Genomic DNA, 22,435 nt, shown 5'->3' with positions numbered 1-22,435 from the left:
CCACACTCAATCCTTGTCAAACAGGGGCAGGAAGGTCTGAGAAGGACCGTCCACCAGCCCCAGATCGGTGATCAGCGTCCCCGGCAGGACGGGCAGGGCCATGGTGGCATGCTTGAGCAGGTAGCAGCTGCCGTCGCTGATGGAGGAGAGGGCCTGTTCCACCGCCGCAATCTGGGGAACTATCTCCCGGGCGCACCGGTCGGACATCAGCCCCATCACCGGCAGGGGCAGCACCGCCAGCACCTTACCCTCTGCCGCCACGGCAAAGCCGCCGCCAATGGATTTAACCGCCTCCATGGCCAGGAAGGCGTCCTCCGGATTGGTGTAGACCAGGGTCAGGTTGTGACAGTCGTGGGCCACCGTGGAGGCCAGGGCGCCGCGCAGGATGCCGAAGCCCCGCATGACGCCGATGGTGCGGCGTGGACGGCCGTAACGGTTGCACACACAGCAGTACTGCGTGTTCTCCAGGCCGGAGAGCTCCACATAGCCTCCGCGGACGGGAAGGGGCTCATAAAAGCCCTGATTGAAGGGGGAGCCCTGGTACTTGCTGTGGATCACCAGGGTGCGCACGGTTTGCGCGGCGCCCTCCGGAGCTTTCAGACGGAAGTCCTCCGGCGAGGCGAGGTAGCCAAGCTCCATGGGGCAGGGGACCGGAGCCGGGGCGGAGCGGTCGTCCTCAGCGCAGTAGACCCCGTCCCTTGCAACAAGGGAGCCGCCCACAAAGACAGCCTCCGGCGTGCCGCCGTCCAGGGCCCGCAGCAGCTGCAGGTCCGCCGCATATCCCGGCGCCACGGCGCCGATATCCCGGAAGCGGTATTCCCGGGCGGCGTTGTAGGTGGCGCAGCGGTAGAGCTCCATGGGGTCGGCGCCGCATTCGATGGCCTCCCGGATCACCCGGTTGATGTGGCCCTCGGTCAGGAGGCGCCTGGCGTGGACGTCGTCGGTACAGATGGAGACGCTGTCCTTCCAGCGCTGGGTGCGGACGGCCTCAAGGTTCTCCGCCAAATGGTTGGAGAGGGAACTGCTCTTGAGGTTGACGTGCATTCCCAGCCGCTGCTTCAAGGCGCATTCCTGGCGGCTTCGGCATTCATGATCGCTCTGCGCGCCTGCCAGAATGTAGGCGTTGAGACCCTGGCCCATGAGCCGGGGCGCGTGGCCCTGGATGAACACATCCCGCTCAAGTCCCTTTTGTACGATGCCCCGCATCCGCTTTTCATCCCGGCACACGTTTACGTAGTCCATCACCTCTCCGATGCCGGCCACGCCGGGAAGCTCCAGCAGTGCGCCAATCTCCTCCGGGCCAAAGGCCGCGCCGCTCTCCTCAAGGCCCGGGACGGAGGGCACGCAGGAGGGGGCCAGCACGTACTGGCGCAGGGGCGTTTTCCGGCTGTTGTCCAGCATGAAGCGGACGCCTGCAATCCCGGCGACGTTGGCCGTCTCATGGGGGTCGGTCATCACGGTAGTGGTGCCGCAGGGCAGGACGGTCCGGGCAAAGTGCTCGGGGATCATCATGGTGCTCTCCACGTGGATGTGGGTGTCGATAAAGCCGGGCAGAAGGATGGCGCCCTTGCCGTCGTAATACCCCCTGCTTTTCCCCGCGTCCTCCGTTTCCCCCTCCCGGACGCAGACGATGACGCCCTGAAAGATGTCCACGCTGCCGGGGGTCAGGGCGCCTGTAAACACGTCGAAGATCACTACGTTGCCGACCGTCAGGTCACAGGGCACCTGGCCGTTGGCTGCCGACAGCAGCGCCGGGCGGTCCTTGTTTGGATCAACCTGCATGATTTCCCTCCTCCTTGATACCGGCCATCAGGGCGCCTAAGGTTTCCCGGGTGGCCTGGGACTGGGTGAGATCAGCCATGATGCGGCCGCTGAAGATGACCAGAATGCGGTCGGACAGCTCCATGATCTCCTCCAACTCTGTGGATACCACCAAAACCGCGGTGCCGCGCTGGCGGGCGGCGATGATGCTGTTTTGGATGTAGCGGGTGGCGCCGATGTCCAGTCCCCGGCTGGGGTGGACGGCAATGAGCAGCCTGGGGTCCCAGTCCAGCTCCCGGCCAACCACCATCTTCTGCTGATTCCCTCCGGAGAGCTCCTGGACCGCCTGGTCCAGCCCGGCCATGCGCACCTGGTACTCCTGACAGATGCGGCTGCCGCGCTGGCGGGCGGCCTTCCAGTCGATGAGCCCACGGCGGCAAAGCGGCACCTGGTCGTAGTGCATGAGCACCATGTTGTCGCCGATGCTCATCTCCTTGACCACCGCCATCTTCAGGCGGTCCTCAGGGATGTGGGCCACGCCCTGACGCAGCACCTGCTTCGCGCTTTTGCAGGGCTTGCCCTCCACCAGAGCCTCCCCGGAGGAGGGGCGCAGCAGACCGGTGATACAGCGGATCAACTCCGACTGGCCGTTGCCGTCCACGCCGCAGATGCCCACAATCTCCCCTTCCCGGACAGAGAAGGAGACGTCCCGGACCGCCTCCACGCCGTCTGGGCGCACATAGGAGAGGTGCTCAACCTGCAAGACCGGGTCGCCGGGCTTCGCGGATTCCTTGCTCAGGCCCAGCTCCACCTCCCGGCCAACCATACGCACCGCCAGGTCGTGGCGGTTTACCTCGGGTGTGATGGGCATGGTGCAGACGGTTTCTCCCTGGCGCAGGATGGTGCACCGGGTGCACACGTCCATGATCTCCGGCAGCTTGTGGGTGATGAAGAGGATGGTGCAGCCCTGAGCGGACAGCTGGCGCATCATGCGGAACAGCTCTTGGACCTCCCGGGGCGTCAACACGGCGGTGGGCTCGTCCAGAATCAGAAGGTCCGCCTTTTTATAAAGCGCCTTGAGAATCTCCAGCCGCTGCTGCTGGCCCACGGACAACTGCTCCACCCGGCACCAGGGATCGATATCCATGCTGTAGCTGTGGGCCAGCTCCGTGAAGCGCCGGGCCTGCTCCTTCAGATTCAGCACAAAGGGGTTTTCGGCTCCGCCCAACACCACATTTTCAATAACGGTCTGCTCCGGGATCAGCATAAAGTGCTGGTGCACCATGCCGATGCCCTGGGCAATGGCGTCGCCGGAGGAGAAAAAGCGCACGTTTTGGCCCCGCAGAAGGATTTCCCCGCTGTCCGGTGCGTACATGCCGTAGAGAATGTTCATCAGCGTGGATTTTCCGGCGCCGTTTTCGCCTAAGATGGCGTGGATCTCCCCCTGTTCTACACTCAGGTGGACGTCCTTGTTGGCGGCGGTTGTCCCGAAGGATTTATAGATGTGGTTCATTTCCAAAAAAGCCATATGGACTCCCTCCTCAGCGCACATAGTTCCGGCCGCTGCACACCGGGCGGTTGGACCTGCGGCGGTAGGCGCAGATGGCCAGCAGGGTGATGGCGTAGGGCAGCATGGCCCAAACCTCGGTGGGGATGCCGGTGCTGGCCACCTGAAGGCGGTACTGAAGCGCCTCGCTGGCGCCGAAGAGCAGCGCGGCTCCCATCACACCCAGAGGAGAGTAGTTGCCGAAGACCACCGCCGCCAAAACCATGTAGCCCCGCCCGGCCACCATACCCTCGGTGAAAAAGCTCAGCTGGCCGGTGGAGAGAAACGCCCCGGCCATGCCGGACATCAGTCCGGTGAACAAAATAGTTCCCACCTGCACCCGGTGCACCGGGAGCCCCACGGTGTCGCAGGCCCGGGGGTTGTTGCCCACGCTGCGGACAATGAGGCCCAGGTTGGTCCGGTGCATCACAAAGGAGCACACGGGCACCAGGGCAAAGGCCAGATAGACAGGGACAGGCTGGCGGAAAAGCGTGCCCACCACCGGGAGACTGCTCAAAAGCGGGATGGCCACCGGTTCAAAGGTATCGATTCTGGGGATCATGCCGTTGAGGCCAAATACGGTGCGAAACACCAGCACCGTCAGACCGGAGGCCAGGATGTTGAGCGCCACGCCGGTGACGGTCTGATTGGCCTGGAGCCCTACGGTGAAAAAGGCAAACACGGCGGACAGCAGCACCGCGCCTGAGATTGCAAGCAGCAGTCCGATCCAGACCGAGCCGCCGGCGTAGGAGCCTACCACCGCCAGCAGCGCTCCGGTGAGCATAAGCCCCTCGATCCCGATGTTGACGATGCCGGCGCGTTCGCCGAATACGGCTCCCATTCCCGCCAGCAGATAGGTGGCGGCCATCATGACCACGGAGCCCAAAAAGACGCCAAGCGAGTTCATGAACGCACCTCCTTTGCACCTTTTCTGCGGAAAAGTCCCGCCCAGACCTTCCTGGTATAGAGCTTGCGGCCCACCACAAAGAGGACGATGAGCCCCTGCATCAGATAGATCACCGCGCTGGGGACGTTGGAGAGCATCTGCATCTTGTTGGAGCCGTTGCTCATCATGCCGAATAAAAAGGCGGAGAGCAGGATGCCCAGGGGTTGGTTGCCGCCCAACAGGGCCACGGCGATGCCGTCAAAGCCCAGATTCCCGGCAAAGGACTGCATCAGCCGCTTCTGGATGGCCAAGAGCTCAATGCCCCCGGCAAGGCCGGCAAATCCGCCCGCCAGGACCATGGCCAGAAGCTGGGTCCGGCGCACATCCATGCCCGCGGTCCGGGCGGCGGACGCATTGGCGCCCACCACCCGCAGCTCATAGCCCCACTTGGTCTTCTTCAGGAAGAAGCCGTAGAACACCAGCGCCAGCAGGGCAAGGAAGATGCCGATGTGGAGGCGGGTGCCTGTGAGGAGCTTGGGCAGCACGGCGCTGCCCAAAATGGCCTTGGACTGGGGAAACTGGGTGATGGCGTCCAGGTCCTTCATAGGCCCGTCCACCAGACAGTTGACCAGCTCCATGGCGATTTCGTTGAGCATGATGGTGGTGATGAGCTCATTGGCCTGAAAGCGGTTTTTCAAAAAACCCACCACCGCGCCGCCCGCCGCGCCGCCGGCAAACCCCGCGGCCAACGCCAGCAGGAGATGGAGCGGGGCGGGAAGGCCCGGCACATAGACGCCCACCACTGTGGCGCACAGCGCGCCTAAGTACAGCTGCCCGGTGGCGCCCAGGTTCACCATACCGGAGCGCAGCGCCACGGCAAAGCTCAGTCCGGTGAAGATCAGTGGCACCGTCTTTACAATGCTTTCACTGAGGGCCGATACGCCGCCAAGAGAGCCGAAAATCAACTGGTAATACGCGTCCAGCGGATCATAACCCATGGCGTACATCACCGCGCCGGTGATGCAGCATGCCAGAAGGATGGACCACAGGGCGGTGAAAAAACCGCTGGCTCTGCCAAAAATTCCGTTCAAACGACCAGCCTCCCATAACAGGATAAAATACCCAAATGCGGCAGTGCGGGATTGCACTGCCGCATGGGCTGAAAAAACTGCGCTTTGTTGTCAGGCTTTGGGCACGTCGATCTTGCCCGCGGCCAAGTCCTCATAAATGGACTGCACCTGGGACTGGACCTCGTCGGTGGCCTTGTCGTTGGCCTGCCACTCGCCCATGTAGACCACGCCGTCCTTGGCGGTGTACTCATAGAGTTCGGTGGGCAGTTCGCCGGCCAGATACTTTTCATACATGTTGTAAACCGGCACGCCGTTGTCCATGATGACGGAGGTCAGCAGCGTGGAGGGGGCGATGCTCTCATAGCCCGGTCCGGGAGCCACGCAGCATACGCCGTTTTCCTCGGCGGCCTCAATGGGGCCGGAGCTGGCGGCATTGGCGTTGGCGGCGATGATGTCCGCGCCGGCGTCAATCATCGCCTTGGCCGTCTCCTTGGCGGCGGCGGTGTCGGAGGAATTGCCGGTGATGACGGAATTGACCTGGGCGTCGGGATTCACATAGGACACGCCGTACTTGTAGCCAGCCTCGGCGTTGAGCAGCGGGGTGATCTTCACGCTGGAAACCAGACCCACGGAGTTGCTCTCAGTGGTCAGGCCCGCCACAACGCCCATCAGGAAGCCCTTCTCCGCGTCGGACATCTGGAAGCTGTAGACGTTGCCCTCAATGGTGCTGCCGCTGATGATGATGAATGTGGTGTCGGGGAAATCGGGGGCCACGGCCAGGGTCTGCTCTTCAAAGATGTTGCTGCCGATGTAGATGAGATCGTAGCCGGAGCTGGCGTAGGTGCGGATGCTGTCCTCCACCTGGGCGGTGTCCACCTTCTCCTGATAGGACACCTCCGCGCCTGCTTCCTCGATCTTCATCAGACCGTCATAGGAGGTGTAGTTCCAGCTCATGTCGGTGATGGCGCCGGGCAGGATCATGGCCACCTTGTGGGCCTCTTCGCCGGAGGAGGATGCGGCGCCGCTGCCGGAGCCGTCCGCGCCGGGAGCGGAGGAGGAGCCGCCGCTGCCGCCGCAGGCTGACAAAGCCAGCAGCATGGTCATTGCAAGAAGTGCGCACCAGAGTTTTTTCAGTGTTTTCATGTTCCCTACTTCCTTTCAATTTTCCGGATTGTTCAGAGAGCTATAAGGTACAAAGGTCAAACCTTATAAACAAATAAAAAGCAGTCCCCACCTGCGGTGAGATGCTTACAGATTGGCTTCCTGGCTGCGGAAAAGCTGAAAGCGGATGCGGCTTGTGTCATAGAAGGCCTTCCCAAAGATGGCTGGGATGTTGTCCTGGTCAAAGGCGCAGGCCTCCAGGCAGAGCATGCTGCGGCAGGCCATGGCACTTTTGTGGCACAGCTGTGATTCCATCTCCTCCCTTGAAACAGAGGAGATGTCCACGATATCGTGGGTGATGACCTTTTCCGCCTGAAGGTAGAGCAGGCCGAAGTTGTTGTGGCTGGCCCAGTCCTCTTCACTTGGCAGTTGGGGAAAAAGAGAGGCGGGAACCCAGGCAATGCTCAAAATGACAGGAAGTTTGTCCGCGAAGTAGAGTTTTTCCACCCGGATCAGCAGGGCGCCCACCGAAAGGTGCAGGTGCTTGACAATGGACTCCGAGGCGGCCTCCTGCCGGACGGAGAGGAGCTTCATCCCGGGATCGTACCCGTTTTGCTGGATGACGGAACTGAATTCCGTCATTCCCCCGATGTTGGCCCGGATCCGCAGGGCCTCGGGGTTGATGAATGTGCCCTTCCCGTGGATCCGCAACACAAGCCCCTCCTGCTCCAGGTCCTGGAGGGCGGTGCGGATGGTGCCGCGGCTGACGTTCAGCCGCCTGGCCAGGTCCTGCTCCGGAGGCAGCTTGCCGCCCCCGCTCAAATCCATATCAAAAATGCTCTGCCGCAGGCTCTCCTTTGCGTTGTCGCTCAGAGCCTTTTTGATCACCGGCTGCAGCATGACAATCCCCCAGACGTATTAAGGTTCGACCTCTTCTGCGCTTATGTTTTTATCATACTATTTCCGCTCTTTTCCTGTCAAGCTGACTAAATACCTATCTTTCCCCGTCTTTTTTGTGCGATTCGCATGGATTTGTAGAAAATGGGAGCAGTTTAAAGGAATTGCTTATGGACTTTATAAGCGGACGAGAACGCGGCGCAGCACGGGCGGAAACAAACGATACAGAAGCCGGCGGGAGGCCGTGGAGGAAGAAAAGGAAAAGCGGTATTTTTTTGCCGAAAGAGAAGTTTACATAATGGTGTGGAAAACCGTGTGGAAAATGTGCATAACTCCTGTTTACAAAGTGTTACAAGAAATTACAGATTGTTTATGTCACCTGTTTCTTCCCGCCCATTCGGCACCAAAAATGAAAAATCGAAAGGAAAGGCCCAAAGGGAACCCTTGCCAGAGGGGAAAAAATACGTTATGATAAAATAGATCAAATAGGAAGTGGCGCAAAAGCGCACGCGCCATGGATTCTGGAGGATATATGGGCAAAGCAAAAAGCTACGGCAATGAGAGCATTTCCTCGCTGAAGGGAGCGGACCGGGTCAGAAAACGCCCCGGCGTCATCTTTGGCTCCGACGGGCTGGAGGGGTGTGAACACGCCGTATTTGAAATCCTGTCCAACTCCATCGACGAGGCCCGGGAGGGCCACGGCAGGGTCATCACCGTCACCCGGTACGGCGACCATTCCGTGGAGGTGGAGGACTGCGGCCGGGGCTGCCCGGTGGACTGGAACCCCAAGGAGAACCGGTACAACTGGGAGCTGGTGTACTGTGAGCTGTACGCCGGCGGAAAATACAATAACAATGAGGGGGACAACTATGAGTACTCCCTGGGCCTAAACGGGCTGGGCGCCTGCGCCACCCAGTACGCCTCCCGCTATATGGACGTCACCGTCTGGCGGGATGGGTTTGAGTACGCCCTGCACTTTGAACGGGGCCAGATTGTGGGGGAGCTGTCCAGGACGCCGTTGAGCCGGAAAAAGACCGGCACGCGCCACCGGTGGCTGCCGGACCTGGACGTGTTCACGGACATCGACATCCCGGCGGAGTTCTTCACCGACGTCTTAAAGCGCCAGGCGGTGGTGAACGCCGGCATCACCTTCCGGTTTCGAAACGAGGTGGGGCCGGGGAAGTTTGAGACCGCGGAGTTTCTCTATGAAAACGGCATCAGCGACTACGTGGCGGAGCTGGCCGGGGAGGACGGCCTCACCGCGCCGGTCTTCTGGCAGGCCGAGCGCCGGGGCTCCGACCGGCCTGACAAGCCGGAGTACAAGGTGAAGCTCAGCGTGGCCTGCTGCTTTTCCAACAAGGTGCACATCATCGAGCACTACCACAATTCCTCTTGGCTGGAGCACGGCGGCAGCCCGGAGAAGGCGGCCAAGTCCGCCTTTGTCAGCGCCATTGACGCCTATCTGAAGCAAAACGGGAAGTACCAGAAGAGCGAATCCAAGGTCACCTGGGCCGACGTGGAGGACTGTTTGGTGATGGTGTCCTCCAACTTTTCCACCGCCACGTCCTATGAAAACCAGACAAAAAAGGCCATCACCAACAAGTTTGTCCAGGAGGCCATGACCGACTTCCTGCGCAGCAATCTGGAGATTTACTTCATTGAAAACCGCTTTGACGCGGAAAAGATCGCCGAACAGGTGCTCATCAACAAGCGCAGCCGGGAGAGCGCGGAGAAGGCCCGGCTGAACATCAAGAAGAAGCTCTCCGGAAGCATCGACATTGCCAACCGGGTGCAGAAGTTTGTGGACTGCCGTTCCCGGGACGTGGACAAGCGGGAGATCTACATCGTGGAGGGCGACTCCGCCCTGGGCAGCGTCAAGCTCAGCCGGGACGCGGATTACCAGGGGATCATGCCGGTCCGGGGCAAGATCCTCAACTGCCTGAAGGCGGACTACGGCAAAATCTTCAAGAGCGAGATCATCACGGACCTGGTGAAGGTCCTTGGCTGCGGGGTGGAGGTACAGAATAAGCACGTCAAGGACATGGCCTCCTTTGACCTTGGAAACCTCCGGTGGAACAAGGTCATCATCTGTACGGACGGCGATGTGGACGGCTTTCAGATCCGGACGCTGATCCTGACCATGCTCTACCGCCTGACGCCCACACTGATCCGGGAGGGCTATGTCTACATTGCGGAGACGCCCCTTTTTGAGATCAGCTGCGGCGACAAGACCTGGTTTGCCTACTCCGATCAGGAGAAGGTCAGCATTCTCAAGGAGCTGGAGGGCAAAAAGGTGAAGGTGGACCGGTCCAAGGGACTGGGTGAGAACGACCCGGACATGATGTGGCTGACCACCATGAATCCGGAAACCAGACGGCTGATCCGGGTGATGCCGGAGGATGTGGAGGAGACGGCCCGGGTGTTTGACCTGCTGTTGGGGGAAAACCTGCCGGGCAGAAAGGATCACATTGCCGAAAACGGATACAAGTATCTGGAAATGGCGGATATTTCGTAGGGCTGCGTTCCACAAAGTCCTGTCCCGGCGGCCGGAGGGAGAACCGGCGCTGGTTCATCCACAGGGAATATTGGCCGAACCGGCCTGAAAGAGAGGAACTGAATATGAAAAGGATTATTTCCGCATTGCTCTGCCTGCTTCTGACGCTTTCACTGACGCTGCCTGCTTACGGCTATGAGGACACGGACCCGCCCCAGTGGCAGGAGTGGGGCTTCGACTCCCTGGAGGAGTGCGTGGAGTACTACTACGACGGTGACCTGGAGGCCTATTATGAGGACATCTCCTATGAGGTGGACTATGCCAACTGGAAAAAGGCCCATGACGCCGAGATCCAGGCCTTTGACCCGGACAAGTACTGGGCCGAGGAGTACTGGGCCGGAGACTATTACCAGAGCAAAGAGGACTACATGCTGGAAATGGGCTTTGAGAGCGAGGAGGAGCTCAACGAATACCTGCTGGACGACTACCTCTGGGAGATGTGGTGGGCCGATGAGACGGCAAAAGAGGTGGCCGAGAGCAAGAAGGCCCTGGGCGGTGTGCCCGGCCAGTTGGGCGTGATGCTGGACGGCAGCTATTTGAAGTTCGACGCTCAGCCGGAGCTGAAGGACGGCCGGACCATGGTGCCCTGCCGCCAGGTGCTGGAGGCCATGGGCGGAACCGTCTCCTATGAGGACGGCATGGCGGTCTGCCGGCTCAAGGATGCGTCTGTCACCGCCGGCGGCAAGACGGTGGAGGGCGACGCGGCGCTTTATTTCAAGGCCGGCAGCGATGTGGTCATCGTCCGCGCGGGCGGCCAGGAGCTTAACGTGCAGATGGATGCCAAATGCTACTTTAAAAACGGCCGCACTTACATCCCCGTCCGCTTTTTCGCCCAGACCCTGGGCTGCGATGTGTTTTACGATTCCCTTTTTGAAACAGCCGTGCTGCTGAACCGCCAGGCTCTGGTGGATGAGGTGGACAGCAGCTTTACCGTGCTCAACCGGCTGCTAAAATCCCTGGCCCGGGACCCCTCCAAAAATTACAGGACCGCTGCCTCCCTTGGTGCGGACCTGACGCTGCTGGATTCCATCAACGGCAACAAGACCTACAACATGGATGCCTCGTTGGAGTTGGTTCAGAGCGCTGACGCCGCCAGCGTCACCGGTCGGCTGGACCTGGCCGCCTTGGGCAAGTTGGAGGAGTTTGACCAGCTCTTCGCGGGAATGACCTCCGCCCAGCTCAGCGGCCTGAAGTCGGCGCTTGCCAATGTGAAGTTCAAGCTGATCTACGATGGCAAAGAGGGTATGATGTACCTGAACCTGCCCCTGCTTGCTTATCTGCCGGAGACGGAGTTCGCGGAGGACGACTGGGTCGCCATCCCCGCCATGGGGCTGAATTTGAACGAGGGTGCCTCCAGTGTGGGCAGCCTGATCTACACCTCCGCCACCGGGCTCAGCGGCGCTGATGAAGGCGGTGTTTACTACAATGCGGTGCACCTCTATCAGGAGATTCAGGAGTATGCCGACGAGGCCGCCGTGCTGTTGGGCGACGGCTGCTTCCAGGGCGAGGGCGGCTACGATGTGCTCCACTACGGTATGGAGGACTATCAGGCCTACCTAAAGGAGACCTATGGCGAGGACGCAGACTACTACAATGAGTTTAACAAGCTCAGCGCGGACCTGCGCATTGCCCGGGACGGAGCGGCCACCTTCAAGGTGGAGATGCAGAGCCAGGATGCGGGCTATTTCATCCCTGTGATGCTGGTCACCGCCGACGGCAAGGTGTCTTCCACCGGCGTCAACATGAATCTGGTGATGAAGCTCAAAAACACCATGGACCTGGAGATTCGCTACACGGCGTCCACCAGCGAGACCCAGCAGACCCCCGGCAAGCTGCCTGCCGATGCCAATGTCATCAACTCCTATGGCTACGACGAGGAGCCCCTGCCCGCGGAGGAGACCATCCTGTAAGGCATTGTTCACGGAATGATTCCGCAAGGCCCCGCCCGCAAAAGCGGGCGGGGCCTTGCTGCCGGAAACGGCATGAGGGAAAAGGGCGGGAAAGAAGACAAAAGCGCTGCCCTTCGACAGCGTTTGTTGTCATTCCCGGGAAAAAATGATATAATACCCTAATACGTAAATTTAAAAATCCGGCTGTGCGACCGCAGTTCGGCTCAATCCAGAGGTAGTCTATGAAGAAAAACGACAAAACCCCGAAAAAGACCTCCGTGGTCCCCCCCAATGTGCTGGGACTCCAGGCGGCGGTGGTGGAACAGCCCATCACCGACACCCTGGAGGTCAACTACATGCCCTACGCCATGAGCGTCATCGTCTCCCGGGCCATTCCGGAGATCGACGGCTTCAAGCCCTCCCACCGAAAGCTCCTCTACACCATGTACAAGATGGGCCTGCTTACCGGCGGCCGCACCAAGTCCGCCAACATCGTGGGCCAGACCATGCGATTGAACCCCCACGGCGACGCGGCCATCTACGAGACCATGGTGCGCCTTTCCAGGGGCTACGGCGCGCTGCTGGCGCCCTTTGTGGATTCCAAGGGCAACTTCGGCAAGGTCTACTCCCGGGATATGTCCTACGCCGCCAGCCGGTATACGGAGGCAAAGCTCTCCGCTATCTGCGCGGAGCTCTTCCGGGACATCGACTCCGATACGGTGGATTTTGTGGACAACTACGACAACACCATGAAGGAGCCGGCACTGCTGCCCACCACCTTCCCCAACATCCTGGTGTCCGCCAACTCCGGCATCGCCGTGGGCATGGCCTCCCAGTTTTGCGGCTTCAACCTGCGGGAGGTCTGCCAGACCGCCATAGCCTACCTGAAGAATCCGGATTGCACCCTCTCCGACACCCTGGTAGCGCCGGACTTTCCCACCGGAGGCGAGCTGATTTACAGCGCGTCCTCCCTGGAGGAGATTTACCGCACGGGCCGGGGCGGCGTCCGGGTCCGGGCCAAGTACCGCTATGTCAAAGAGGAGAATCTCATTGAGATCTATGAGATTCCCTATACCACCACCACGGAGGCGATCTTAGACAAGGTGGCGGAGCTCATCAAGGCGGGCAAGGCCAAGGAAATCGCCGACATGCGGGATGAGACGGACCTCTCCGGACTGAAGCTGGCCATCGACCTGAAGCGGGGCGTTGACCCGGACAAGCTGATGGCCAAGCTCTTCAAGCTGACCACGCTCTCCGACAGCTGCAGCTGCAACTTCAACGTGCTCATCGCCGGACAGCCCAAGGTCCTTGGGGTCCGGGAGATTCTGGAGGAGTGGACGGCCTGGCGCACCGAGTCCGTCCGGCGCCGGGTATACTTTGTCCTGAACCGGAAAAAGGACAAGCTGCACCTGCTCAAGGGCCTCAGGCGCATCCTGTTAGACATCGACAAGGCCATCAAAATCATCCGGGAGACGGAGGAGGAGTCCGAGGTCATCCCCAATCTGATGATCGGCTTCGGCATTGACCAGGTCCAGGCCGAGTATGTGGCGGAGATCAAACTGCGCAACATTAACAAGGAGTATATCCTCAAGCGGGTGAAGGAGACCGAAGCCCTTCAGGAGGAGATTGAGGACCTGGAAAACCTGCTGGGGAGCCCTCAGCGGGTGAAAAAGGTGATCATCGACGAGCTTGCCGAGGTGGAGAAAAAATATGGCGAGGACCGCAGGACCACCCTGATCTACGGCGACGAGGTGGAGGAGTACACGGAGGAGGATGAGGTGGAGGACTATCCCGTCAACCTCTTCCTCTCACGGGAGGGGTACTTCAAAAAGATCACTCCCGCTTCGCTCCGCATGAGCAGCGAGCAGAAGTTCAAGGACGGTGATGCTCTCAGCCGCCAGATGGAGTCCACCAACTGCGCGGAGATCATGTTCTTCACCGACCGATGCCAGGTGTACAAGACCCGCCTGAGCGAGTTTGACGATGCGAAGGCCAGCGTCCTGGGCGACTACCTGCCCGGCAAGTTAGGCATGGACGAGGGAGAGAGCGTGGTGTACGCCTGCCTTCCCGGGGACTACTCCGGCCAGGTGCTGTTCTTCTTTGAAAACGGCAAGGCCGCCCGGGTGGAGCTGAGCGCCTACCGCACCGCCTCCAACCGGCGAAAGCTCACCGGGGCATACTCCGACAAGAGTCCGCTGGTGGCCATCCGGGAGCTGAAGGAGGACTGCGAGATAGTGCTCTACTCCTCGGAGCCCAGGGCCCTGATGGTGTCCACCGCCCTGCTTGTGCCCAAGACCACCCGTTCCACCCAGGGCGTGGCGGTGATGAAGCTCAAGCCCAAGTACCGCCTGGAGCGGGTGGCTGCGCCGGAGGAGACCCCTATTGTCAACCACAGCCGCTACCGGGTGCGCCAGATTCCGGCGGCCGGCGCGCTGCTCCGGGAGGAAGATCAGGAGGAACAGCAGCTTGAGCTGCTGTAAAAAGAAAGGGGATGGCATGATGTTTGACAAAGTGAGCAAGGCGCTGAAAAGCCGCGGCTTTGCGGTGAGCCGGTTTGGTACGGCGGCCGAGGCGGCGGACTACCTGAACCAATCCATCGACGGTAAGACGGTGGGATTCGGCGGGTCTGTCACACTGCAGGAGATGGGCCTTTACGAGACCCTGGGCAGCCACAATGAGGTGGTCTGGCACTGGAAGGGCGGGCCGGAGCTGCGCAGGGAGGCCATGACCACTCAGGTGTATCTGACCTCCGTCAACGGCCTGGCGGAGACTGGGGAGCTGGTTAACATCGACGGCAGCGGAAACCGGGTGGCCGGGTCGTTGTTCGGCCACGAGAAGGTCTATCTGGTGGTGGGGCGGAATAAGATCGCCCCCACATATGAGGAGGCGCTGTGGCGGGCGCGGAACATCGCCGCGCCGAAAAACGCCAAGCGCCTGGGGGCCAAGACCCCCTGCGCCGCCAAGGGCGACCGGTGCTACGACTGCGCCGGCCCCGGCCGGATCTGCCGGGCGCTGGTGGTGCTGTGGGAACCCATGACCGGCATGGAGACCGAGGTCGTGCTGGTGGATGAGGAACTGGGCTATTGATCCGCTGGTGAAGACAGATTACGCAAGGGAGGGACAGGCGTGAAGACACGTGGAATGCCGGCGCTGCTGGCACTTTGCCTGCTGCTTGGCGGCTGTTCCCTCCTGGAGCGGGAGTTCAGCTCCGTGGAGCCTCACAACAGCCGGTATTGGGAAAGTGAGGCCGATACGCTGCGGGCGGAGAACTATCAGGACCTGGTGAACGATCTGCTGCTGTTAGTGGGACAGCACACGGAAAACGCTGTCATCCGCCTCTATGACTATGAGGACGACATGACTGTGTCCGAGGCGCTGGAGCAGGCCTCCAGCGAGGTCCAGCAGGAAACGCCCATGGGCGCCTACGCGGTGGAGTACATCACCTCCGCAAGCCAGGCCCAGCGGGGCTACTATGAGATCACTGTGTCGGTGCGCTACCGCCGAACGGCGGAGCAGATTCAGTCGGTGGTCAATGCCACCAGCCCAACGGCGCTGCCGGAGCTCTTGAACGCCGCCCTCCGGGAGGGCAAGACGGAGCTGGCGGTGCGGATCGGCTATTTCAACGGTGAACAGGCCACAGTGGAGCGGATGCTCTCCGAACTCCGGTCCCAGCAGGGGCTGAGTGAGGAGGACCCGCCCTGGGGCGCCTATTACTACCCCAGCGAGACGGATGTGGGGCTGATCGAGTTTGTGCTGGACGGCTCCTTTGCGCCGGAAGAGGAGACTCCGTCTGCAAATGCGGAAGAAGTAACGGATGAAATTGAAAATCTGTCTTGACAAATTGAGAAACGTCTGCTAAAATCATTTTTGCTGTGCGGGCGTAGCTCATCTGGTAGAGCGCCACCTTGCCAAGGTGGAGGTAGCGAGTTCGAGCCTCGTCGCCCGCTCCAAAAAGAGAGTCAGGTGATCCCTTGTGGCTTACCTGACTCTTATTTTTGTAAAAATAATTTAGCTTATAAATTGTGAGTATTTTACTCGATATACTCACAGCTGTTGGAGGAGAACACGTGAACTTTAAGTCTACAATTATTGCCGAAAAGGAAATTGAAAAAATACTTAATATGTCCGAAGATCACTTTAACGATTTAAAAGGAAGACGAATTAGTCCAAGTAAATTGTCAGAGTGTATTTCTTCTTTTGCCAATGCAAGTGGTGGAGATATTTATTTAGGAATTGAAGAACTCGACAAGAATAATGGCGTACGAACTTGGAATGGATTTGAGAAAATCGAAGATGCCAATGCATTTGTTCAAATGATAGATGGACTTACCCCACTTGCCAATAATTATGATATTAGTTTTTTAGAGCACCCTATATTACATACATTTGTTATCCAAATTTCGATTATGAAATCTGGCAGTATTGTTTTTGCTACGAATGATATACCGTATATTCGCAGGGGTGCGCAGAAGCTTCCTGTTGACACACCAGAAAAACTACGCCGCCTTGAATTAGATAAAGGTATTGTTCAATTTGAAAACGAACCGGTAGCAGAATCATCCATTACTGATTTAACAGAATCTAAAATATTTGCGGATTTCATGTCGGCTATAATTCCTAATGTAGAAAAACACACATGGATTCAAAAGCAAAAGCTTTGTAAAGAAAATGTACCAACTGTTGCAGGAATTCTTTTGTTTGCTGAAGAGCCGCAAATTACTTTACCTAAAAGATCCGCTATTAAAGTCTTTCGCTATAAGACCTCTGGAATTGCAGATAGAGATATGTTAGCTACTCAGCCGTTATCAATTGAAGGGTGTGCATATGATCAGATATATTCGGCTGTGCGCACCACAAAAGAAATCATTGAAAGTATGAAAAAGCTTGGTGAAGGTTTCGAAGCAATACAGTATCCTGAGGAAACTTTACATGAAATCATAACCAACGCTGTTATTCATAGAGATTATAGTATTGCAACAGATATTCAAATAAGAATATTCGATAATAGGATTGAAGTAGAAAGCCCAGGAAAACTACCGGGACACGTTACTGTTCAGAATATTTTAAATGAGCAGTCCGCACGCAATCCAAAAATTGTAAGAATTATTAATAAGTTTCCTGATCCCCCTAATAAAGACGTAGGGGAAGGCCTGAATACGGCCTTTGAAGCCATGACAAAACTCAGGCTACGAGTTCCAGAGATCTTTGAAAAAGATAATTCTGTTATTGTAATTATTCGGCATGAACGGCTTGCTTCACCCGAAGAGATAGTTATGGAATTTATGAAGAGCAATATTGAGATCAATAATAGTAAGGGAAGAGAAATCACCGGTATAAAGTCTGAAAACGCTATGAAGAGAGTCTTCTGGCGGCTACGAGATCAAGGCTTATTAGAACCGGTTCCTGGAAAACGAGGCCCTGCATTTGCATGGCGGTTAAAAAGAGTCAAATAATTATGTATGCAATATGCGCTTGCTTCTACCATGAATCTTTTGTTTTATATGGTCTTTTGGACTTATTGTTATGAATACTTGTAACGGTGCTGAAAAAACTGTTTGGTGTGAATCTCCGTCTTTGAGGAGACTTTATAACTGGACAGTTTTTCCTGTACTTCCATGAAAGAGCTGATTCACTTGGCTCTACTACGAAGAAGACGTGAGGTACGGTTATCGATTTTGCACAGTAGAGGCAAAAGAGAAGGTGTTTTGTCATATGACAAAACACCTTCTCTTTTTTAGGTTCTGCGCGGCTCAGCGCCAGGTGACCTGTAAAGGGTTGCGGGGCACAGTGCGGTGCCAGGTCACCGCCGGGTAGCCGACGCACAGGATGGCGCAGAGCCGGCACTCCTCCGACAGCCCCAGATAGCGCTGCAGCTCCGGCGACGCCGCCACGGCGCGCTCGCCGTATCCAAGGTACAAAGCGCCAAGCCCCATGGCATGGGCCATCAGCTCAATGGAGCAGGCCGCAATCCCCCCGTTGAGCTGCCGGCCGGAGAGGATAAAAATGAGGTGGCTGCACCCATAGGTCAGGGTGTCCGCGCCGGTTTGGCGGTACTGGAGGCAGCGTTCCTCCAACTCCCGGTCGCCGATGTCCCGCGCATGGACCAGAAAACCATCCCAGAGCTGATCCAGCACAGAGGGCATTTCCCGATGCACCACCACGTAGCGCACGTCCTGATTGTTGCAGGCGGTGGGGCTGTAGCGCCCGGCCTGAAGCAGCTGGACAATTGCGTCCCGGGGGACGGAGCGGCTCTGGAACTTTCGGGTGCTGCGCCGAAAGCGGATCATGTTCAGCAGATGCTCCGGCTCCACGTCAAAGGTTCCGGGGTCGTACTCCTGAACCGAGTCCATGTCGCACTGGGGCATGGAGACGGCGCACTGGGGGCAGACGGCCAGACAGTGCCCACAGCCGCAGCAGCTCTGGTTGAGGAAGACGGGCCCCTCCTCTGTCATGGAGATCTCATGAAACTCACAGATGTCGGCGCACAGGCCGCATCCCACACAAAGACCGCGGTCAATCTGAATCATATGCATCCTCCTCTTTTCCTGCCTGATAAAGCCATTATAGCCGCTTTGGGCGGAGGACGCAATGCGGATCCGCGTTTGCGCTTGCGCAATTTTTATGATATTGTGGCGGTATCAAGTAAAAAGAGGGAGGCATATGCTGTGTCTGAAGTTTTGATTCTTTCTCAGGAGACGATCGGCCGGGTGCTTACCATGTCCGATGCCATCCGCGGCGTGGAAGAGGCGTATTGCCAGAAATCCACCGGAGCCGGCTGTCTCTTTCCCCTGATTTGCCACGTGTTTGAACCGGAGCGGGCGGATTTGGATATCAAGTCCGGCCACCTGGCCCGGAGCGGGATATATGGCCTGAAGATGGTGTCTTGGTTTGGCGACAATGAGAAGAAGGGCCTGCCGGCCCTGTTCGGCACCACCTTGCTGTTTGACGATTCCACCGGCGTGCCTGTGGCGCTGCTCAACGCCGGCGCGGTCACAGGGATGCGCACCGGCGCGGCGGGCGCCGTGGGGGCCAAGTATCTGGCCCGGAGGGATTCCCGGCGGATGCTGATGGTGGGGACAGGCGCCCAGGCGCCCTACCAAATCGCGGCTGTGCTGCTGGCCATGCCGGGCATCGACACGGTGGAGCTGTGCAGCCCCCGCAGCCCGTCCAGGGCCGCGGATCGCCTGGACGCCATACGGCAGGCGGTAGAGGAGCTGCTGAACGGCGGGCGGGCGGAGCCCTACATCATTGCCGCCGCGGAGAATTTGGAGGAGGCCGTGGGCCGCAGCGACGTGATTGTCACCGCCACGCCGTCCCATCAGCCCCTGATCCGGCGGGAGTGGGTGCGCCCCGGCACTCATTTCAGCTGCGTGGGCGCGGATATGGCCGGCAAGCAGGAGCTGGACGGGGCTATCCTTGGGGACGCCCGGATTTTTGTGGATGATCTGACCCAGGCGGTCTCCGTGGGTGAGTGTGAGATGGCCATCCGCCAGGGCCATCTGGGCCCGGAGGAGATTGCGGGGGAGATCGGAGACCTCATTGAAGGCGCGCTGCCCGGACGAACCGACAGGGAGGAGGTCACGGTCTTTGATTCCACCGGAATCGCGCTTCAGGACCTGGTGGTGTCCAAGGTGGCGGTGGAGCGGGCAAAGGAACGCCGCCTCGGCGTCACAGCGGAGCTGTAGGTAAATTGAAAGGCAGGAACAGAAAATGAAAATCGACGCATTTCAGGTGGAGCAGTGGCTGACCGCCTACGAGACAAAAGTAAAGTACAACATCACCAAGACCAGCGCCGTGCCAGTGACGATAGAGGAACTGTTTCAGATGATGGGGGAGGATTTGGAGGCGTTCTGGCGGGACTTTTCCCGGCGGAAGCTGTCCTATGGTGACATCAACGGAAACCCGGATTTTCTCCGGGGCGTGTGCGGACTTTATCGTACTCTCTCCCCAGAGCACATCATCCCCACCCATGGCACCTCCGGCGCAAACCATCTGCTGATTTCCGCCGTTGTGGAGCCGGGAGACCATGTGATTTCCGTTAAGCCCACCTATCAGCAGCTCTATTCCATCCCGGATTCGCTTGGCGCCAAGGTGGACATCCTCCACCTGCGCAGGGAGAACAACTATCTGCCGGACATAGAGGAGCTGCGGTCCATGGTGACGGAGAAGACCAAGCTGATCTGCATCAACAATCCGGACAATCCCACCGGTTCCCTGATGGACAACGCCATGCTCCGGGAGGTGGTGGAGATCGCCCGCTCCTGCGGCGCGTATCTGCTCAGCGATGAGGTGTATCTGCCCATGCGCCCCAAGGGCGTGGAGATCGACTGCATCGCTGACCTTTACGAGAAGGGCGCCAGCACCTGCAGCATGTCCAAGGCCTACTCCCTGGCCGGTCTGCGCATCGGCTGGATCGCCACAAGGAGCAAAGAGCTTCTGAAGGCCTGTGCCTCCCATCGGGAGTATACGCTCATCAGCTGCGGCCTCTTTGACGAGGCTGTGGCGGCGCTGGCCCTCAGGCATGTGGACAAGCTGCTGGAGAAAAACCTGAGGCTGATCGCCGAAAACCTGCCCGTTGTGGACCGCTGGGTGGCGGGCGAGCCTCATATCTCCTATCTCTATCCCCAGGCGGGTACCACGGCGCTGCTGCACTACGATATGGATATCGACTCAGTCACCTTCTGCCGCCGACTGATGGAGGAGACCGGGACCTTTATGGTGCCCGGGGACTGCTTCGACGAGCCCAAGTCCCTTCGGCTGGGATTTGCCATTGATCCGGAGGTGCTGCGCTCCGGTCTGGCGGAGCTTCATGAGTTCTTGACACAATTTTAACAAAACCGGCAGAAAATTTTACAGTTTTATGCAGTTATATGAAAATTTCGGAGAAGAAAATGTCAATTTTGACAAATATTGTGTCAAAATCCTAAAATACTGTCAATAAATTTTTATAATGACCCCCTTCTGACATAATGCATTCTGATTGGTTACGGTTAGATTATCTAAAATAAATAAGTGAATTTGGGGGAGTTTGCCCAAAAGACATAAAGTTTTATTATGTGTACTTTTTGGCACCTGACTTGCTTGTTATTGGGAAAGGCGATGAAAGGCCTCTGGCGGCAGACGCTGTTTGTGTGTGCAATTTTTCCGGTAAAAGCGGGCCGGGGTTGGTCAGCCGGCTGTGCTGTTTTCGGAAAGTTGTAATATAAAACTTTATTACAGGAGGGAAAACAAATGTCAGACAAAAAAGAGAAAGAGAAAAAAGCGCCGCGTGAAAAGCGCAAGCCCACAAAGTTAGAGGCCATTTCGGCCATCATATTCCTTCTCATCTGCTTTGGCTTGGGCGCTGCCTATGGCCTGAACTACGTGCCTTTGATGGTGGTTGTGGGCGCCTATGCCGCGTTCATCGCCAAACGCTGCGGCTACACCTGGGGAGAGATGGAAGCCGCCGTGGGACAGAGAATCGGCAAATCGGTGCCTGTGATCACGATCCTTCTGGCCATCGGCTTTATGTTAGGCGGACTGATGTTCTCCGGTACGCTGCCCATGCTGATTTACTACGGCCTGCAAATCGTCAGTCCCCGGTGGATCGCCTTGTGCGCGTTTTTGCTGTGCTGTATCTTCTCCACCGTGACCGGCACCTCCAACGGTTCCGCATCCACCGCCGGCCTTGCCATGATGGGACTGGCCATGGCCATGGACAACGTGAACCTGGGTCTGGTGGCTGGCGCCTGCTACGCCGGCTCCCAGTTCGGCGACAAGCTGTCTCCGCTGTCCGATACCACGGTTCTGGCGTCTCTGACCACGGACAATGATATCTTTGATCACATCGCCCACATGGCAAAGACCGTGGTCCCTGCCGCTGCCATCTCCATTATCATCTACATCATCATCGGACTGACGACCCACACCACCGGCAGCGTTACCAACGAGACCACCACGGCGCTGCTTTCCACGTTGAGTGAAATGTTCAAGTTCAACGTGATTTTGCTGATCCCCGTCATCTTTATCCTCTGGGGGTCCCTCACCAAAAAGCCCACCACTTTGATCCTGTTCGGCTCCGGATTTATTTCCATCCTGATCGGCATCTTCTATCAGGGCTTTTCCCCGGCCGACGGCATCAATGTGCTCTACAGCGGCTTCAGCTCCGACATGGTGCTGGCAGCTCACCCCAATTTCAACGTGGAAACCATGAGCGAGGCGGCCAAGACGCTTTTGGAGCGCGGCGGAATTTCCGATATGAATAAGACCTTTGTGGCCACATGGCTGTGCTTCTACTTTGCGGCCATCGCCGAACTGTGCGGATGCCTGGATGTGCTGTTGGACACCCTGATGGGCTTTGTCCACTCCACCGGCAGCCTGATCCTGACCACCGGCATTTCCGTGGTGGTGCTGATCATGGTGGGCGGCAGCTCCACCGTGGCGCTGCTCTTAGGCGGCAACATGTTCAAGAGCAAGTATGAGGAGATGGGCGTCAATACGCTGAACCTGTCCAGAACACTGGAGGACTTCGGCACCGGCTGCTCCGGCTTCTTCCCGTGGACCTCTTCCGGTATCCTATACGCCGGAGTGCTGTTCTCCTCCAACCTGACCTTCCTGAAGTATTCCTTCTTCAGCTGGATTGTATGGATTCTGGCTATTTTCTACGCCTTCACCGGAATTGGCATGAAGACCAAGCCTACCGCCAAGCAGATAGAGGCCCAGAAGCTGAAGGAAGAGACCTTACAGCGGTAA

General features: G+C 58.2%; 17 protein-coding genes and 1 tRNA gene. 11 read left to right on the top strand and 7 right to left on the bottom strand.

Annotated elements, in window-relative coordinates; all coding sequences use genetic code 11:
* Positions 1 to 6: 6 nt before the first annotated feature.
* The 6 genes from KQI82_RS01250 to KQI82_RS01225 form a co-directional block, all read right to left on the bottom strand.
* The gene (locus tag KQI82_RS01250; RefSeq protein WP_216557574.1) at positions 7 to 1,782 is read right to left on the bottom strand and encodes an adenine deaminase; all 1,776 of its coding nucleotides are present in this window, start codon (positions 1,780 to 1,782) and stop codon (positions 7 to 9) included.
* A complete protein-coding gene (locus KQI82_RS01245) occupies positions 1,772 to 3,289 on the bottom strand; it encodes an ABC transporter ATP-binding protein (RefSeq protein ID WP_216557571.1) in 1,518 nt (505 codons plus the stop codon). The genes KQI82_RS01250 and KQI82_RS01245 overlap by 11 nt, the downstream gene beginning before the upstream one ends.
* A gap of 13 nt (positions 3,290 to 3,302) precedes the next feature.
* Positions 3,303 to 4,214 (bottom strand): ABC transporter permease, encoded by a 912-nt coding sequence (locus tag KQI82_RS01240; protein ID WP_216557569.1) that lies wholly within the window; start codon positions 4,212 to 4,214, stop codon positions 3,303 to 3,305.
* Positions 4,211 to 5,284, bottom strand: a complete 1,074-nt coding sequence (locus KQI82_RS01235) for an ABC transporter permease (RefSeq protein ID WP_216557566.1) — start codon at positions 5,282 to 5,284, stop codon at positions 4,211 to 4,213. Before KQI82_RS01235 ends, KQI82_RS01240 begins: the two co-directional genes overlap by 4 nt.
* Positions 5,285 to 5,374: 90 nt before the next feature.
* Positions 5,375 to 6,406, bottom strand: a complete 1,032-nt coding sequence (locus KQI82_RS01230; protein ID WP_216557563.1) for a BMP family protein — start codon at positions 6,404 to 6,406, stop codon at positions 5,375 to 5,377.
* A gap of 105 nt (positions 6,407 to 6,511) precedes the next feature.
* Positions 6,512 to 7,264, bottom strand: a complete 753-nt coding sequence (locus tag KQI82_RS01225; protein WP_216557560.1) for a GntR family transcriptional regulator — start codon at positions 7,262 to 7,264, stop codon at positions 6,512 to 6,514.
* Between the two features lie 529 nt (positions 7,265 to 7,793).
* On the opposite strand from KQI82_RS01225, the gene KQI82_RS01220 reads away from it, so the two are divergent.
* The 7 genes from KQI82_RS01220 to KQI82_RS01190 all read left to right on the top strand — a co-directional run bounded on the left by KQI82_RS01220 (position 7,794) and on the right by KQI82_RS01190 (position 17,157).
* A complete protein-coding gene (locus KQI82_RS01220) occupies positions 7,794 to 9,776 on the top strand; it encodes a DNA gyrase/topoisomerase IV subunit B (RefSeq protein WP_216557557.1) in 1,983 nt (660 codons plus the stop codon).
* Between the two features lie 104 nt (positions 9,777 to 9,880).
* Complete coding sequence (locus tag KQI82_RS01215) at positions 9,881 to 11,725, top strand: copper amine oxidase N-terminal domain-containing protein (protein WP_216557553.1); 1,845 nt, start codon at positions 9,881 to 9,883, stop codon at positions 11,723 to 11,725.
* A 221-nt stretch (positions 11,726 to 11,946) separates the two neighbouring features.
* Entirely contained in the window at positions 11,947 to 14,184 is a 2,238-nt protein-coding gene (locus KQI82_RS01210) for a DNA gyrase/topoisomerase IV subunit A (RefSeq protein WP_216557550.1), read from the top strand.
* 16 nt (positions 14,185 to 14,200) lie between these two features.
* Positions 14,201 to 14,791, top strand: coding sequence for a lactate utilization protein (locus KQI82_RS01205; RefSeq protein WP_420908119.1), 591 nt, complete (start codon positions 14,201 to 14,203; stop codon positions 14,789 to 14,791).
* A gap of 39 nt (positions 14,792 to 14,830) precedes the next feature.
* Entirely contained in the window at positions 14,831 to 15,541 is a 711-nt protein-coding gene (locus tag KQI82_RS01200; protein ID WP_216557547.1) for a hypothetical protein, read from the top strand.
* A 37-nt stretch (positions 15,542 to 15,578) separates the two neighbouring features.
* A tRNA-Gly gene (locus KQI82_RS01195) sits at positions 15,579 to 15,654 on the top strand.
* A gap of 117 nt (positions 15,655 to 15,771) precedes the next feature.
* Positions 15,772 to 17,157, top strand: coding sequence for an ATP-binding protein (locus tag KQI82_RS01190; RefSeq protein WP_216557544.1), 1,386 nt, complete (start codon positions 15,772 to 15,774; stop codon positions 17,155 to 17,157).
* 297 nt (positions 17,158 to 17,454) lie between these two features.
* Here the strand turns inward: KQI82_RS01190 and KQI82_RS01185 are convergent, their stop codons facing one another.
* Entirely contained in the window at positions 17,455 to 18,231 is a 777-nt protein-coding gene (locus tag KQI82_RS01185; RefSeq protein WP_216557541.1) for a nitroreductase family protein, read from the bottom strand.
* A 138-nt stretch (positions 18,232 to 18,369) separates the two neighbouring features.
* Between KQI82_RS01185 and KQI82_RS01180 the strand changes: the two genes are divergently transcribed.
* The 4 genes from KQI82_RS01180 to KQI82_RS01165 all read left to right on the top strand — a co-directional run bounded on the left by KQI82_RS01180 (position 18,370) and on the right by KQI82_RS01165 (position 22,435).
* Positions 18,370 to 19,389 (top strand): ornithine cyclodeaminase family protein, encoded by a 1,020-nt coding sequence (locus KQI82_RS01180; RefSeq protein ID WP_216557538.1) that lies wholly within the window; start codon positions 18,370 to 18,372, stop codon positions 19,387 to 19,389.
* Between the two features lie 25 nt (positions 19,390 to 19,414).
* On the top strand, positions 19,415 to 20,536 hold the full coding sequence (locus KQI82_RS01175; protein WP_216557535.1) for an aminotransferase: 1,122 nt from the start codon (positions 19,415 to 19,417) through the stop codon (positions 20,534 to 20,536).
* A gap of 184 nt (positions 20,537 to 20,720) precedes the next feature.
* Positions 20,721 to 20,780 carry an OapA N-terminal domain-containing protein gene (locus tag KQI82_RS15925; protein WP_216633585.1) on the top strand — a complete coding sequence of 20 codons (60 nt, stop codon included), beginning with the start codon at positions 20,721 to 20,723 and terminating at the stop codon, positions 20,778 to 20,780.
* 155 nt (positions 20,781 to 20,935) lie between these two features.
* The gene (locus tag KQI82_RS01165; protein WP_216557532.1) at positions 20,936 to 22,435 is read left to right on the top strand and encodes a Na+/H+ antiporter NhaC family protein; all 1,500 of its coding nucleotides are present in this window, start codon (positions 20,936 to 20,938) and stop codon (positions 22,433 to 22,435) included.

This window comes from Dysosmobacter acutus (assembly GCF_018919205.1).
Classification (GTDB): domain Bacteria; phylum Bacillota; class Clostridia; order Oscillospirales; family Oscillospiraceae; genus Oscillibacter; species Oscillibacter acutus.
The sequence above is the reverse complement of the archived record's forward strand: the minus strand, read 5'-3'. Positions and strand labels throughout refer to the sequence as shown.

Coding starts and splice junctions, on each gene's coding strand:
- KQI82_RS01250 (WP_216557574.1), bottom strand. CDS start 1,782: ATGCAGGTTGATCCAAACAAGGACCGCCCGGCGCTGCTGTCGGCAGCC.
- KQI82_RS01245 (WP_216557571.1), bottom strand. CDS start 3,289: ATGGCTTTTTTGGAAATGAACCACATCTATAAATCCTTCGGGACAACC.
- KQI82_RS01240 (WP_216557569.1), bottom strand. CDS start 4,214: ATGAACTCGCTTGGCGTCTTTTTGGGCTCCGTGGTCATGATGGCCGCC.
- KQI82_RS01230 (WP_216557563.1), bottom strand. CDS start 6,406: ATGAAAACACTGAAAAAACTCTGGTGCGCACTTCTTGCAATGACCATG.
- KQI82_RS01225 (WP_216557560.1), bottom strand. CDS start 7,264: ATGCTGCAGCCGGTGATCAAAAAGGCTCTGAGCGACAACGCAAAGGAG.
- KQI82_RS01220 (WP_216557557.1), top strand. CDS start 7,794: ATGGGCAAAGCAAAAAGCTACGGCAATGAGAGCATTTCCTCGCTGAAG.
- KQI82_RS01215 (WP_216557553.1), top strand. CDS start 9,881: ATGAAAAGGATTATTTCCGCATTGCTCTGCCTGCTTCTGACGCTTTCA.
- KQI82_RS01210 (WP_216557550.1), top strand. CDS start 11,947: ATGAAGAAAAACGACAAAACCCCGAAAAAGACCTCCGTGGTCCCCCCC.
- KQI82_RS01205 (WP_420908119.1), top strand. CDS start 14,201: ATGATGTTTGACAAAGTGAGCAAGGCGCTGAAAAGCCGCGGCTTTGCG.
- KQI82_RS01185 (WP_216557541.1), bottom strand. CDS start 18,231: ATGATTCAGATTGACCGCGGTCTTTGTGTGGGATGCGGCCTGTGCGCC.
- KQI82_RS01175 (WP_216557535.1), top strand. CDS start 19,415: ATGAAAATCGACGCATTTCAGGTGGAGCAGTGGCTGACCGCCTACGAG.
- KQI82_RS01165 (WP_216557532.1), top strand. CDS start 20,936: ATGTCAGACAAAAAAGAGAAAGAGAAAAAAGCGCCGCGTGAAAAGCGC.